Source organism: Haloarchaeobius sp. HME9146 (genome assembly GCF_025399835.1).
Lineage (GTDB): Archaea > Halobacteriota > Halobacteria > Halobacteriales > Natrialbaceae > Haloarchaeobius.
Window position 1 is genome coordinate 585,018 of the sequence record NZ_JAODVR010000001.1, and the last position, 12,356, is coordinate 597,373.

Annotated in this window: 16 protein-coding genes; 9 read left to right on the forward strand and 7 right to left on the reverse strand. The window is 67.0% G+C overall.

The window, feature by feature from the left end; genetic code table 11:
* Nucleotides 1-238: 238 nt before the first annotated feature.
* The 3 genes from N6C22_RS03060 to N6C22_RS03070 all read left to right on the forward strand — a co-directional run bounded on the left by N6C22_RS03060 (nucleotide 239) and on the right by N6C22_RS03070 (nucleotide 2,764).
* The gene (locus tag N6C22_RS03060; protein ID WP_261649282.1) at nucleotides 239-1,348 is read left to right on the forward strand and encodes a 60S ribosomal export protein NMD3; all 1,110 of its coding nucleotides are present in this window, start codon (nucleotides 239-241) and stop codon (nucleotides 1,346-1,348) included.
* On the forward strand, nucleotides 1,341-2,384 hold the full coding sequence (locus N6C22_RS03065) for a class I SAM-dependent methyltransferase family protein (protein ID WP_261649283.1): 1,044 nt from the start codon (nucleotides 1,341-1,343) through the stop codon (nucleotides 2,382-2,384). Before N6C22_RS03060 ends, N6C22_RS03065 begins: the two co-directional genes overlap by 8 nt.
* A gap of 83 nt (nucleotides 2,385-2,467) precedes the next feature.
* Nucleotides 2,468-2,764, forward strand: a complete 297-nt coding sequence (locus N6C22_RS03070; RefSeq protein WP_261649284.1) for a hypothetical protein — start codon at nucleotides 2,468-2,470, stop codon at nucleotides 2,762-2,764.
* A 7-nt stretch (nucleotides 2,765-2,771) separates the two neighbouring features.
* Here N6C22_RS03070 and N6C22_RS03075 read toward each other — a convergent pair whose 3' ends face one another.
* The 4 genes from N6C22_RS03075 to N6C22_RS03090 form a co-directional block, all read right to left on the reverse strand.
* The gene (locus N6C22_RS03075) at nucleotides 2,772-3,035 is read right to left on the reverse strand and encodes a hypothetical protein (RefSeq protein WP_261649285.1); all 264 of its coding nucleotides are present in this window, start codon (nucleotides 3,033-3,035) and stop codon (nucleotides 2,772-2,774) included.
* 192 nt (nucleotides 3,036-3,227) lie between these two features.
* The gene (locus tag N6C22_RS03080; protein WP_261649286.1) at nucleotides 3,228-5,099 is read right to left on the reverse strand and encodes an ATP-dependent DNA helicase; all 1,872 of its coding nucleotides are present in this window, start codon (nucleotides 5,097-5,099) and stop codon (nucleotides 3,228-3,230) included.
* Nucleotides 5,100-5,463: 364 nt separating this feature from the next.
* Nucleotides 5,464-5,691 (reverse strand): hypothetical protein, encoded by a 228-nt coding sequence (locus N6C22_RS03085; RefSeq protein WP_261649287.1) that lies wholly within the window; start codon nucleotides 5,689-5,691, stop codon nucleotides 5,464-5,466.
* 25 nt (nucleotides 5,692-5,716) lie between these two features.
* Nucleotides 5,717-5,998 (reverse strand): hypothetical protein, encoded by a 282-nt coding sequence (locus N6C22_RS03090; protein ID WP_261649288.1) that lies wholly within the window; start codon nucleotides 5,996-5,998, stop codon nucleotides 5,717-5,719.
* A 195-nt stretch (nucleotides 5,999-6,193) separates the two neighbouring features.
* On the opposite strand from N6C22_RS03090, the gene N6C22_RS03095 reads away from it, so the two are divergent.
* From N6C22_RS03095 to N6C22_RS03105, 3 genes are all read left to right on the forward strand, one after another.
* Entirely contained in the window at nucleotides 6,194-7,078 is an 885-nt protein-coding gene (locus N6C22_RS03095; RefSeq protein WP_261649289.1) for a YkgJ family cysteine cluster protein, read from the forward strand.
* Nucleotides 7,079-7,146: 68 nt separating this feature from the next.
* Nucleotides 7,147-8,067 (forward strand): NAD(P)H-binding protein, encoded by a 921-nt coding sequence (locus N6C22_RS03100; protein ID WP_261649291.1) that lies wholly within the window; start codon nucleotides 7,147-7,149, stop codon nucleotides 8,065-8,067.
* Entirely contained in the window at nucleotides 8,067-8,768 is a 702-nt protein-coding gene (locus N6C22_RS03105; RefSeq protein WP_261649293.1) for a hypothetical protein, read from the forward strand. The genes N6C22_RS03100 and N6C22_RS03105 overlap by 1 nt, the downstream gene beginning before the upstream one ends.
* On the opposite strand, the gene N6C22_RS03110 is transcribed toward N6C22_RS03105, so the two are convergent.
* Complete coding sequence (locus N6C22_RS03110; protein WP_261649294.1) at nucleotides 8,765-8,941, reverse strand: DUF5786 family protein; 177 nt, start codon at nucleotides 8,939-8,941, stop codon at nucleotides 8,765-8,767. The two genes, N6C22_RS03105 and N6C22_RS03110, sit on opposite strands and share 4 nt — an antisense overlap.
* A gap of 287 nt (nucleotides 8,942-9,228) precedes the next feature.
* Here N6C22_RS03110 and N6C22_RS03115 point away from each other — a divergent pair, with 287 nt between their 5' ends.
* Nucleotides 9,229-10,236, forward strand: coding sequence for a DUF5784 family protein (locus N6C22_RS03115; protein ID WP_261649295.1), 1,008 nt, complete (start codon nucleotides 9,229-9,231; stop codon nucleotides 10,234-10,236).
* Here N6C22_RS03115 and N6C22_RS03120 read toward each other — a convergent pair.
* Complete coding sequence (locus N6C22_RS03120) at nucleotides 10,233-10,523, reverse strand: DUF2795 domain-containing protein (RefSeq protein WP_261649296.1); 291 nt, start codon at nucleotides 10,521-10,523, stop codon at nucleotides 10,233-10,235. The genes N6C22_RS03115 and N6C22_RS03120 overlap by 4 nt on opposite strands.
* 136 nt (nucleotides 10,524-10,659) lie before the next feature.
* Here N6C22_RS03120 and N6C22_RS03125 point away from each other — a divergent pair, with 136 nt between their 5' ends.
* Both N6C22_RS03125 and N6C22_RS03130 read left to right on the forward strand, forming a co-directional pair.
* Nucleotides 10,660-11,439, forward strand: a complete 780-nt coding sequence (locus tag N6C22_RS03125) for a PHP domain-containing protein (protein WP_261649298.1) — start codon at nucleotides 10,660-10,662, stop codon at nucleotides 11,437-11,439.
* Between the two features lie 67 nt (nucleotides 11,440-11,506).
* Nucleotides 11,507-11,668, forward strand: coding sequence for a DUF6757 family protein (locus N6C22_RS03130; protein ID WP_261649299.1), 162 nt, complete (start codon nucleotides 11,507-11,509; stop codon nucleotides 11,666-11,668).
* Between the two features lie 33 nt (nucleotides 11,669-11,701).
* Here the strand turns inward: N6C22_RS03130 and N6C22_RS03135 are convergent, their stop codons facing one another.
* Complete coding sequence (locus N6C22_RS03135) at nucleotides 11,702-12,343, reverse strand: PGF-CTERM sorting domain-containing protein (RefSeq protein WP_261649300.1); 642 nt, start codon at nucleotides 12,341-12,343, stop codon at nucleotides 11,702-11,704.
* Between the last annotated feature and the right edge of the window lie 13 nt (nucleotides 12,344-12,356).

Genomic DNA, 12,356 nt, shown 5'->3' on the forward strand with positions numbered 1-12,356 from the left:
AACTGCTGGTGTCCATGACCGCCACCGCACAGCACAACCCGCACCACGCCCTCCCCAGCCGACTGTGCTCCTCGCTTCGTTTCACTTCGCTGCGGTGCTCGTCCCTCGCGCGGCTTCGGACCGGGGGCTCCGTCTCCGTCGCCCCCGGTCCAGCGCGCGCCACGGCGGTTGACGAACCACAGTTCCCCCGAACCCAGACCCGCGTTCCTTTTACGGGAGAACGGCCAAATACCGTCAAATGAGCGACCAGCGAACGTTCTGTCCGCGCTGTGGCGACCCCATGTCAGACGTCGCCGCGAGCGACCCGCTGGGCAAGTCCGACGTGGGCGTCTGCGACGACTGCTACTTCGAGCAGTTCGAGCTCGTCGACGCGCCCGACCGCATCGAGGTGATGGTCTGTGCGACCTGCGGGGCGGTCCACCGGGGCCGCCGGTGGGTCGACGTGGGCGCGAAGGATTACACCGACGTGGCCATCGACGAGGTGGCCGAGGCGCTGTCGGTCCACGTCGACGCCGAGGACGTGTCCTGGCAGGTCGACCCCGAGCAGGTAGACCAGAACAACATCCGGATGCACTGTTTCTTCTCCGGCATCGTCCGCGGGCAGTTCCGCGAGGCGCAGGTGACGGTCCCCGTCCTCATCTCCCGGCAGACCTGCACCCGCTGTGGGCGCATCTCGGGCGACTACTACGCCTCCATCGTGCAGGTGCGCGCGGCGGACCGCCAGCCCACGAAGGAGGAGATCGAGCGCTCGAAGGAGATCGCGAACAAGATCGTCGCGGACATGGAGGCGACGGGCGACCGGAACGCCTTCATCACGGAGATGGGCGAGGAGAAGGACGGCCTCGACATCAAGGTCTCGACGAACAACATCGGGAAGAAGATCTCGAACAAGGTGACCGAAGAGTTCGGCGGCTCGTGGGAGGACCACGAGACCCTCGTCACCGAGGACGAGGACGGGAACGAGGTCTATCGGGTGACCTACGCGGTCCGACTGCCGCCGTTCATCCCCGGCGACATCATCGAGTTACGGGACGATGACGACTCCGAGGGGCCCATCCTCGTCCGGAGCGCCCACGGGAACCTGAAGGGTGTGCGGCTCACCACCGGCGAGCGCTACGAGGCGAGCTACTCGGAGGGCGACGCCCCCGAGGCCCGCAAGCTCGGAAGTCTGGACGACGGCGTCGAGACGCCCCTCGTGACGGTCGAGGACGAACACGCCGTGCAGGTGCTCGACCCGGAGACGTACGAGGCGAAGACCATCTCGCGGCCGGACTACTTCGAGCCTGACGGCGACACGGTCCGGGTGTTCAAGAGCCGCGCCGGCCTGCACGTCCTCCCCGATGAGTGACGACCTGCCGGTGGGAGACGGCTCGGAGAACAGCGACGACCTCGCCGCGGTCGTCCCCAAGCCCAGCACCGAGGTTGCTATTGCGAGCCTGCGCGACGAGGGTGTCTACGACGACGAGCGCCGCGTGCAGGAGTACAGCACGGAGACCGTCGCGCTCCCGGTGACCGACCCCCCGAACGCGACCGACGTGCTGGACGTGGTCCGCCAGACCGACCCCGAACCGCGCGCACCCGACCTCGAAACCCTGCTCCGAGAGCGCGGCTGGGACGACGAGGCGGTCGCGGATGCACCCGCGTCGTGGGCCGTCGTCGGCTCCGTCATCCTGGTCTCGCTCGACGGCTGGACCGACGAGCAGGAACGGGACATCGGCGAGTCCCTGCTCGAACTCCACGGCGAGGCCGACACGGTCTGTGCCCACGGCGGGGTCTCGGGCGAACTTCGCCAGCCCGACACCCGGGTCGTGGCGGGTCTGGGCGACACCGAGACGGTCCACACCGAACACGGCACCCGGTACTCGCTGGACCTCGCGAAAGTCATGTTCTCGCCCGGTAACCAGGCCGAGCGCGCCCGGATGGGCGAGGTCGTCGATGAGGACGAGGAAGTGCTGGACATGTTCGCCGGCATCGGCTACTTCACGCTCCCGATGGCCCGCGCCGGCGCGCAGGTCACGGCCGTCGAGAAGAACCCCGAATCCTTCCGGTTCCTCGGTGAGAACGCGAATCTCAATGGGGTGCTCGACCGCGTCTCGCTCGTCCTCGGGGACTGCCGGGAGGTCGAGGCGACCGCGGACCGGGTGGTGATGGGCTACTACGACGCCCACGAGTACCTCGACGCGGCCCTCGACGCACTGGAACCCGGTGGTATCCTCCACCTGCACGAGGCGACCCCCGAAGACCGGCTCTGGGACCGCCCCGTCTCGCGCATCCGCGAGGCCGCGGCCGCCCGCGGGCGCACGGTCGAGATACTCGATAGGCGGCGCGTAAAGAGCCACAGCGAGGGCGTCTGGCACGTCGTCGTGGACGCCAGAATCGACTGAACACTACTGAACGGTCCTGAAGCGTCGGAAACCAAGCTGAACGAGGGCTGGGGTTTTTGCAGTCATCGGACTCAGTGGTCGGTATGTCCCTCCCACAAGACGACATCGACTGGGTCTACGCCGAGCTGCCTCGCATGCTCGTGGGCGTCATACTGGTCCTGTTCGCGTCGTGGCTGGTCCACTTCGCGCTGGACCTCGTGTTCGTCGACCTGTTCCTCCGGCCACTGGCACAGACACTCAACGGTCGGTCCATCTTCGCGCTGGCCGAGGAGGTCGCCGAGTTCGCCGACTTCCTCGGGACGGTCGTGAAGTGGACCGGCCTCCTCGCAGTGCTTGGCTACGTGGTCCGCCGGGCGGCCCGGTCGGCCGCGCAGGCCTGACGACGGCTCAGTCCCGCTTCGGCAACACGCCGCCGTAGTACAGCAGGTGCGCACCCGCCGCGATGAAGAACAGGCCGAGCAGCCGAACACGATTCCTGGCCCCGTCCCGGGGCTCGAACTCCACGTCGAGCAGCAGGTCGTAGCTCCGGCTGGCGAGCGAGAGCAGGCTGTCAGCTTTCACCAGATGGGTGACGCCGGCCAGCGTGAGCACCGCCCCGAGCGGGCGGGCCAGCTTCGACCAGACGGCGAGCGGTGACGAACGGTCGGTCATGCCCCGGGCTTCGATTCGCCCGCGCAAAAACGGTCGGTTCCCGGGTGGCCAAGCCACGACGAGCCGAGGGCTTTACGCTCCCGGAGGTGGTAGAGAGAATCGAATGTTCGGACTCAACCGTCAGCAGATCATCGCCATCATCTTCGTCGGCCTGATGGTCCTCTCCTCGGCCGTGGGCGTCATCGGCGCGTTCTAACCGTCGGTGTCCCACACGTCGGCCATCGGCGACCGCCGCGAGCGTCGCCGCCGGGAGCGACGCGAGGAGCCGCCACTGTCGTCGTCGCTGCTCCCACCGTCACTGCCACCGCTCGCGCTGGTACCGCTGCTGCTCGTGGTTCCGCTGCTACTGCCGCTACCCCCACCAGAACCGCCCTCGCGCCACGTCTCCTGCCGCCGACTCCCGCGAATCGAGCCGCCGTCGAACGCCGTGAGCGCCTCCTGCGGTCGGAACTCGGGCAGGTCTGGCTTCGAGAGCCGGTCGACCTGCTCGGCGAACCACGGCGGCGTGTCGGTCTTCGCGCGCTCGAACAGGTCGAGCAGGCTGGTGTCGGCGAGGTAGGTGTCGCCGTAGTCGTCGGGGGCGCGGATGACCCGCCCGCAGGCCTGGATGACGGTCCGGAGCGCGGAGCGGTAGTACCACGCCCACTGTCCCTGCTCCAGTCGATGCGCGACCCGGGAGTCGCCGGTGTTGAGGAACGGGGCCTTGCACAGCACCTGCCAGCGACAGAGGTCGCCCTCGAGGTCCAGCGCCTCCTCCATCTTGACAGACAAGAAGACCTCCGGGTCGTCACAGGCCTTCCACGACTCCAGTTCGGCGTCGCGGTTCTCCCGGCCGTGGATGCGCAGGCGCTCACCGACGCCGAAGTCACGGAGGAGGTCCGCGAGCCGCTCCTGAATCCCGTACGAATGGCAGTGGATGAGGCCCTTCTCGTCCGGATGCTGCTGCATGATGCGCGTCGTCACCCGGGCAATCTTGGGCAGTGTCTCGTCGCGGTGCTCGTAGGTCATCTTCCCCTGGGTCACGTCGTACAGCGGCCGGTTCTCGACGGGGAAGGTGTGTTCGACGTCCACCAGCGCGGTCTGTTCGGGTGGAAGACCGACCTGCCGGCAGAAGGCGTCCTTGTTGAGGATGGTCGCCGACAGCAGGACGAACTTGTTCCCGCGGTCGTAGACGGTGTGCTGGAGGTACTTCTCGGGATTCATCGGCTTGATGGTGACCTGGCCACCCTCGCCGTCGGGCTGGTCGACCAGCCACTCCGTCGCCGACTCGGGGTCCCGGTAGTCGGTGACGAACCAGTCGAGCTCGCCGATGCGCTCTTGCAGGCGGTCCCGAACGTGCACCTCCTCGGCCGTCAGCGCCTTCTTCGAGAGGAGGTCGTCCTTCCGGCGCACGAGCGTCTGCACCACGTTCTCGGCGTACTTCGCCGCGCGCTCGACCGACTCCAGGTTCGGCACCTTGAGGTCGTCCCACATCGGGACGGTTCTCGGCCCGAGTTCGATGGTCGCGTACATCTCCGCCCATTCGGCCAGCCCGTGGGCTTCGTCGATGACGACCACGTCCCGCTTCCTGAACACCTCGCTCCCGGCGGTCTGCATGAAGTACGCGAGCGTCATCGCCGCGATGTTCCGATTGGAGGCGATGGCCCGGTCGGAGAAATAGGGGCAGCGGTGTTGCACCGAGCACTCGTACCCCTTCTCGCGCACACAGGGCGCGCGGTTCACCGGTGTGTCGCGCTCCCCGGGCAGGATGCACTTGTAGTTCGACTTCCCGCGGATGATGTTCAGGTCGTCGAGCAGCGCGTCGCCCGCCACGTCGTCGAGCTGTGAGACCTGCGGCGTCGTATAGTAGGCACCGCTGGCCTCGCTCGGGGCGACCGCGTCCGCCTTCGCGGCACAACCGGCCACCGCCCGCGCGAGCAGGGACTTGCCGCTCCCGGTCGGCGCGCGCACGAGCACCACGTCGTTCCCCGCGTCGAAGGCGTCACGAATGTCCCTGAGCGCCTGTTCCTGGTTGCCGCGGTAGGAGGGGGCGGGGAACTCCTCGAAGATACGGGACGGGTCCACTGTCGTGTGGAAGCCGTGGGACGGGTGTAAAATCATCGGTCGCTAGTCGCATCTGGTAGAGAGGTTTCGTCTGTCGACGCAGGTTCGGTTGGTCCTGCGTCTGGTGGGTTTCGGGATTCGTGGTTGGTTGGTCCTGCGTCTGCCGACTCCGTGGTCTGTTGCGACGAGCAGTTCACTCGCGCCGATGGCAATGGAGACCGCAACCGCCCCCGTACAGCACCACAGCCTCCCCAGCCGATTCCCTCCACTACGCTACGCTTCGTTCCGGTCATCCCTCGCGCGCCTCAGCCTCGTGGCCTCGCATAGCGAGGCGACTGCGTCGCCTCGTGCTCGGCACACTCGCCAGCACGCGCCAGGTGGAAAATCAGTCGCTGTCGCGGGAGTCGGCCTCTTCGAGCGCCGCCACGTCTGCCGCGGTCGGGTCGTCGGGGAGGCGCTCGATGCAGTCGAAACAGAGGAAGTGTTCGGAGCCGTCGCTGTCGAACTCGAGTGTCATGCCGCCGGCTTCGTCGCCGGAGAAACTCCAGAGGTTGGCGATACCGCCGCTTATCGGAACGGGCTTGCCACACCCGTCACAGGGGTCTCTGCTCACGCCCGGTTCGAGGTGCCCGAGTCGGTTAGGCCTTCTGTCCTGCCCGGCGGACGCACCAGGCGAGTCCGACGGCGAGGGCGTACAGGTAGCAGACGAACAGCACCGCGAACGTGATCGTCGTGTACTCGAACGCCGGTAGCACCTGCTCCAGCAGCGCCCAGCCACTCAGGAGCAGGGATGCGGGAATCTGGAGCACAGCCACCGTCGTGAGCTGTGCCAGCGCGATGAGCGACGCGAGTAACGCGAAGCTCACCACCGCTTCCCGGTTGAACAGGGGGTCCACCGTCCGTGGTCGTGCCGCCACCATATCATCTCCTTATTGGAAATCTATGTTATGTCTTTGGGTGGAAAACGTAGGCCTATTGAGATTTATTTATATACGACTAACTCCGGTCAGACGACCGTCTGACGAACCAGGACGGCGAAATATCCGAAGATTATTCGAATCGGTGAGTCGGGGGGAGGTCGAGGTTTTTGCCCCGGCGGCACGAACTACCGAGAGATGGAGGTGAACTGCGAGGGGTGCGCCGGTTGCTGTCTCGACTGGCGACCGCTCTCTGGGGACTCGGCGGGCACCGACCACGAGCGACGCGGGCCACGCCGGCCGCTCGACGACACGTACAACCTCGTCCCGCTGACGCGGGAGACGGTGCGACGCTACTGCGAGGCGGGACTGGCCGACGTGCTCGTCCCGCGCCTGTGGCACGCGTCGGACGACCACGCGGTGACCATCGACGGACACCGAATCGCGGCCATCGGCGGGAAACCGGCGTTCTTCGTCGGACTGCGCAAGACACCGAAACCGGTCGCGCCCTTCGGCATCGACGGCGAGCGCTGGCTCCGGACCTGCGTCTTCCTCGACCCCGCGACCCTGCAGTGTCGCATCCACGGCTCCGAGCTCTATCCGACCGAGTGTGCTGACTACCCGGGCCACAACCTCGTCCTTGAGCAAGAGACCGAGTGCGAGCGTGTCGAGACCGCCTTCGGGGGGACCCGACTCGTCGACGACGACCCGCCGGAGTCGGCCGGCAACCTGCTCCTCGGGCCACAGGCACTCGGGGAGAAGGTGTTCGTCCATCCCTACCCAGAAGACCTCGAGGGCGTCGTCGAGCGGGCGGTCACGCGCGGGCTGACCCGAACGGACCGGGCCAAGTTCGTGGCGACCGCGGCGGCCTCGGCACCGGGGACCACCGAGCGAAGCGAGTCGCACTACGAGCGCTACCGTGAGCAGGCACTCGATGCGGACTCGTGGGCGGGGCGGGCACTGGCCGACTGGGAGGCGCTGTCGAGTGGTATCGGGTCGCGGGTCTCCGCGAGCGTTCTCGGCACGGCTATCGAGGAAGCACACGGTGCGCCGACGACACCGGGCTGGGACGGCCGTGACTGAGCGGTCGACCCCGCGACGCGGCCGGGTTGGGGGTGACTGTTATGACAGAGCGTGAACTTTGCTAACACATGCGTGTGCTCGTCACCGGTGCGACCGGGTTCGTCGGGAGCCGGCTCGTCCCCCAACTCGTCGCCGCCGGCCACGACGTTGTCGTCCTCGTGCGTGAGCCGTCCCGCTACGACGGTCCAGCCGACGCCGAGGTCGTCGTCGGCGACCTGCTCGAGTACGAGTCGCTCCCGCCCGCGTTCGAGGGCGTCGAGGCGGCGTACTACCTCGTCCACTCGATGCACTCGGGGCCGGATTTCGAGGAACGCGACCGCCGGGCGGCCCGGAACTTCGTCGACGCGGCCAGCGGGTCGAGCGTCGAGCGCGTCATCTACCTCGGCGGCCTCGGCGAGGAGCGTGACCACCTCTCGAAGCACCTGCGGTCGCGTCGCGAGGTCGAACACGTCCTCGAGAGCGGGTCGTACGCCCTGACGACGCTGCGGGCGGCTATCATCGTCGGGGCCGGCAGCGCGAGCTTCGACATGATCCGCCAGCTCGTGAGCCGGCTCCCCGTGATGATAACGCCGCGCTGGGTTCGAACCCCGTGCCAGCCGATCGCCATCGACGACGTGGTCGCCTACCTCGTCGGCGTGCTCGAGTCCGAGGAGACGAAGGGCCGCACCTTCGAGATCGGGGGCACGGACATCCTCACCTACCAGGAGATGCTCGAACGCACCGCCAGGGTGATGGGGCGACGACTCCGCGTGATTCCCATCCCGGTGCTCTCGCCGGAGCTGTCGGCGTACTGGGTCAACTTCGTGACGGACGTCCCGAAGAGCGTGGCACGCCCGCTCATCACGGGACTGCGCAACCCGGTCGTCTGCTCGGAGAACCGAATCAACGAGTTCGTCGACGTGGACCTGACCCCGTTCGACGCGGCGGTCGAGCAGGCACTGACCGAGGATGCGGCGTCGCGTGAACGCGCAGCGCCAGAGGCGAACTGATGGCGGAGGAGTTCGGCGAGACCTGGGTGTACGAGAGCATCGTCGGGGCCTTACCCGGGGTCGACATCACCGAGCGGACGGCGGTCGCCATCCAGATCGCGGTGTTCGAGGCGTCCATCCTCATCGTCGCCTGGCTCTACGGCCTCTGGCAGGCGGTGTTGCCGGGGACCGCGGCGGTCATCGTCGCCGCCATCGGGAGCGTCCTGATGCTCCGGCTCGGGGACTCGATTCGGCGGTTGCCGACGCCCCCGCACTACCAGCGCCTGCTCTTTGGCTCCAGCGTCGAGGTCGTTCTCGGTGTCCTCGCGTTCATCGCGCTCGTCACGCACCTGTTCGTGTTCGACCCGGCCCGGTCGGAGGACCCCATCGTCACCGCGCTGTTCGGCCCGGACCCGCCGGTGCTGGCGGTGTACCTGATGTTGCTCATCCTGTGGGACGTGGCCTACCGCATCGGGACGGGCTGGTGGGCCGCCGTCACGGCCATCTGGCGGGCGTACGTCTACGACTTCCCGCACGCGACGGCCTGGGCCTTTGCCAGAACCGACCTGCTCAACCTCGGGTTCGCGGTCGCACAGCTGGTGCTCGTGCCGTTCGTCTGGGACCGGCCGGTGCTGGCCGCGGTGCTGGTCGGGCACGTCTGTGCCGTCACGGCCGCCACATCGCTCTCGGTAGGACTGAGTCTGCGCGGAAGGTTCGCTTAATCGCCGCCTTTTATCTCCTTGAACTGCGCGAGCAGGTCGTCGGTGGAGTCACCGGAGTCGTACTCTACCTTGCCGTGGTACACTGTCCGCTCGTCGTCGAAGTCGGTGTCCACCTGGGTGGATTTCTGCTCGCGGCGCTCGTGTTCGTCGTCGTCATAGGCACCCATTGACATGGTACTCGAAACCATGATTTGTGATTGATGTATATCAAGGTGTCGCTGATTATCATAATTGATTCTATGCGTCAGGTTCACCCCCCGAACCGGCACACGACCGTGCAAAAAATACGGCCAGAGGTCGGTGTTATCTCGGATACTGTCGCCGTCGAGACGATATCTGCACACTGGAGCGGTCAGGGCGACACGGTGTCGTCGGGGGTTGACTCGCCGGCGCGCTCCCGTGGCCCGGTGGGGTCTGGCAACCCGAACGAGGTTTAAGACGGGACCCCGTAGCCGACTTCGTGGCACGACCCCTCCGCTTTCGCCGGTCGACCGAACGATGGCACCTCGACCGCGTCCGTCAGCAGTTGCTCTCGTCGCTCGACCAGAACATCGGTGCCGAGATGGGCACACCGCACTACAGGCCCCCGAACGGCTGGGAGGGCGTCAGATTCGACATGGACAACGACGACATCGCGCTGTTCGTCTGGAACGACGAGGAGGCGTACTGGCTCGGCAACACCGAGACGCCGAGCGCGCTCTGGCGGACGAACAAGTTCGAGTGGGAGCAGGTCCCCTACCCCATCGCCCGCTGGGCCCAGCGCGAACTGCTGGCCGACCTCCAGGTGCAAGAGCCGTGGCTCGCGAAGTACCCCCACGTCTCGTGGTTCTTCCTGCCCGTCCTCATGTCCAAGGACGGCCGCGAGAGCACCCGGAAGTTCTTCCGGGACTACGCCTGCGGCTTCCCCGACGCGGACCGCGACGACGCGCTCTCGTACCTCGAATCGGTCCTCCACCCGGGCACGCTCGACGACTACCGCCACGAGATGGCGGGCAAGCTCGGCACGAGCCACCAGGTCGACCGGACCCGGATGGCCTCGGCCATCTCGGAGTTCGCCGCGGCGAAGATACTCACCGACGCCGGCTACGACGTGACCCCCGAGATCGAGGTGACGACCGGGCACTTCCTCGACTACCGGGCGAAAGCGCCCGACGGCACGAACGTGCTCGTCGAGGTGACCCGCCCGCGGTCACCCTCGCGCCGGAGTGCGAACACGCCGGTCGCGGCGGTCAGGGACACGGCACAGGTGAAGACCAGCGGCCAGCTCGCGAACCACGGCGGTGGCGTCGTCATGTTCGTGGACTGCTCGAACTTCCTCGACGACCAGTGGGCGGCCGTCCGCGGCGAGCAGCCGAACGTCCGGCACAAGCCCGCGGTCGTCTATCGCGTCAGACCTGACGGTCACGTCGAAGGATATCAGAAAGGAGACGTACCGCTCGACCTCGACGGCGTCGTCGAGTGGGTTTAGAACGAGACCGTGTCGGGCGCGTGCGGGCTGCCCGTCGGTGTCGGGTCGCGGTCCGAGTAGCCCTTGCGGCCGATGGCGCGCTCGGAGACGCCGCCGTACAGGGTGAAGCGAACGTCTTCTGGCGTTTCGAACGTCTCGTCGCACTGCAGTCGGTCGAGGACCTGCTCGACCGTCTCGGTGCCCTCACACAGCTCCAGTTCTTCGGTGCCCAGTCGCTCGCGGAGTTCGCCGGCTGTCATCGGGTACGTCTGTGCGTCGATGCGGTCGTCGGTTCCGTTGCGGAACATACCCAAAACAGGATGAACGATAATTATAAACATTGTCCATAACCAACCTTGGTCTCTCGGAGGGTCCTTTTACTCATTAATCGTGATAAAACATCGTGCCGAAGGGGTTTCCATCCCCCCTCTCGAACCCTCGCACATGGTGTATGCGGACCTCCACGTCCATACGACGAACTCGGACGGCCAGATGGAACTCGACGAGGTGCCGGTCGCGGCCCGCGAGGCCGGCGTCTCGGTCGTCGCCATCACGGACCACGACCGGACGAACCCGGTCCTCGACGCGCCCGTCACGGAGCGCGACGGCGTCACGGTCATCCACGGCATCGAACTCCGCGTCGACGCGGGTGACCAGCGCGTCGACCTGCTCGGGTACGGGGTCCGCGAGACCGACGCTCTGATCGACGTGGTCGAACACATCCAGACCAATCGAATCGAGCGCGGGCAGGCAATCATCGACTGTGTGGAGGACCGTCTCGGCGTCTCGCTCGGCATCGAGGGTCGCGAGGGCCTCGGCCGCCCCCACATCGCTCGGGCCGTCGCGGCCCACCCGGACACCGACTACGACTACAACGGAACCTTCGACCACCTCATCGGGAACGACTGCCCCTGTTACGTCCCCCGGGACGTGCCGAGCTTCGAGCACGGGCGCGAGGCGCTGCTCGATGCCTGCGGGCTCGTCTCGCTCGCCCACCCGTTCCGCTATCCCGACCCCGAGGCCGCGCTCTCACTGTGCGACGACCTCCCCGCGGTCGAGCGCTACTACGACTACGGGCACGAGGTCGACACCGCGCCGGTCGAGCGAGCCGTCGAGAAGTACGACCTGCTCGTGACGGGTGGCAGCGACGCCCACGACCACGAACTCGGACTCGCCGGGCTCTCCGAGGCGGAGTTCGCCGACGTGTCGGCGCTCGTCGGCTGACCTGGGGACGTGTCAATTCAGGTCCGGGAACGCAGGGTTCAACTCCCTTGACCACCAAGGTAAGGGTATGAAGTGCCACTACTGCGACCAGGTTGCCGCCTTCGCCGCCGAGACCGACGGCATCAAGGTCGGGCTCTGTGAGGAGCACTTCCGCGAACGGCTGGAGGAACTCGCGGAAGCAGACGAGCTGAAGCAGCTGAAAGAACAGGTCGACGTGGACCGGACCTGAGTCGCTGGTCGCAGTCGTCTCCGATTCTTGTTGTTACCGTCGCCGAGCCAGGAGCGCCACGCTCGCGAGTGCGACGACTGTCACGCCGAGTCCGAAGCCGGGGATGGCGCTCGATGACCCGTCGTCCTCGTCGGTAGCGTCGGCAGCGGTGGTCGTCGTGGCGGCGGTCGTCGTCGATGACCGGGTCGTGGTGGCCGGCGTGTCCGAGGTGGTGGGCGTCGTGGTCGTCGGTTCGGTGACCGAAAGCGTCGCCACGTCGGTCTGGGTCCCGTTCACGGACGCCACGAGCTCGTAGTCGCCGGCGTCGATGGCCCCGCCGAGGGTGTCACCGCTCGCTGAGACAATGCTGTCGTTGCCGGCGACCGAGACGGCCTTCGCGGGCGCTCGGATGCCGAGTCGCTGCGTGTAGATGGTGAGCCGGACCTGGCCGTCACTGGTGTTGTCGTGGACGGTCACGTTCATCTGGAACCCGGCGTCCTCGCTCCCGAGGCTGACCGTCGCGTTCTCCGCGTCGGTCAGCGTGAGGGTGAGCGTCACCGCCTCGTCGCGGGGCGTCTCGTAGACAGACTTGTCGAACGTTGCGTCTGGTTCGGCTGCTGTGACCGCGGGCGCGCCGGCCGCCGCGACGGCGAGCAGGGCGATACAGCAGATGCTCTGGAGGGCTGTTCGATGCATGGAACCGTTCGGA

Bases quoted from the DNA above. Each gene is read 5' to 3' on its own strand.
- N6C22_RS03060 (WP_261649282.1), top strand. From the start codon at position 239: ATGAGCGACCAGCGAACGTTCTGTCCGCGCTGTGGCGACCCCATGTCA.
- N6C22_RS03065 (WP_261649283.1), top strand. From the start codon at position 1,341: ATGAGTGACGACCTGCCGGTGGGAGACGGCTCGGAGAACAGCGACGAC.
- N6C22_RS03070 (WP_261649284.1), top strand. From the start codon at position 2,468: ATGTCCCTCCCACAAGACGACATCGACTGGGTCTACGCCGAGCTGCCT.
- N6C22_RS03075 (WP_261649285.1), bottom strand. From the start codon at position 3,035: ATGACCGACCGTTCGTCACCGCTCGCCGTCTGGTCGAAGCTGGCCCGC.
- N6C22_RS03090 (WP_261649288.1), bottom strand. From the start codon at position 5,998: ATGGTGGCGGCACGACCACGGACGGTGGACCCCCTGTTCAACCGGGAA.
- N6C22_RS03095 (WP_261649289.1), top strand. From the start codon at position 6,194: ATGGAGGTGAACTGCGAGGGGTGCGCCGGTTGCTGTCTCGACTGGCGA.
- N6C22_RS03100 (WP_261649291.1), top strand. From the start codon at position 7,147: ATGCGTGTGCTCGTCACCGGTGCGACCGGGTTCGTCGGGAGCCGGCTC.
- N6C22_RS03105 (WP_261649293.1), top strand. From the start codon at position 8,067: ATGGCGGAGGAGTTCGGCGAGACCTGGGTGTACGAGAGCATCGTCGGG.
- N6C22_RS03110 (WP_261649294.1), bottom strand. From the start codon at position 8,941: ATGTCAATGGGTGCCTATGACGACGACGAACACGAGCGCCGCGAGCAG.
- N6C22_RS03120 (WP_261649296.1), bottom strand. From the start codon at position 10,523: ATGTTCCGCAACGGAACCGACGACCGCATCGACGCACAGACGTACCCG.
- N6C22_RS03125 (WP_261649298.1), top strand. From the start codon at position 10,660: ATGGTGTATGCGGACCTCCACGTCCATACGACGAACTCGGACGGCCAG.
- N6C22_RS03130 (WP_261649299.1), top strand. From the start codon at position 11,507: ATGAAGTGCCACTACTGCGACCAGGTTGCCGCCTTCGCCGCCGAGACC.
- N6C22_RS03135 (WP_261649300.1), bottom strand. From the start codon at position 12,343: ATGCATCGAACAGCCCTCCAGAGCATCTGCTGTATCGCCCTGCTCGCC.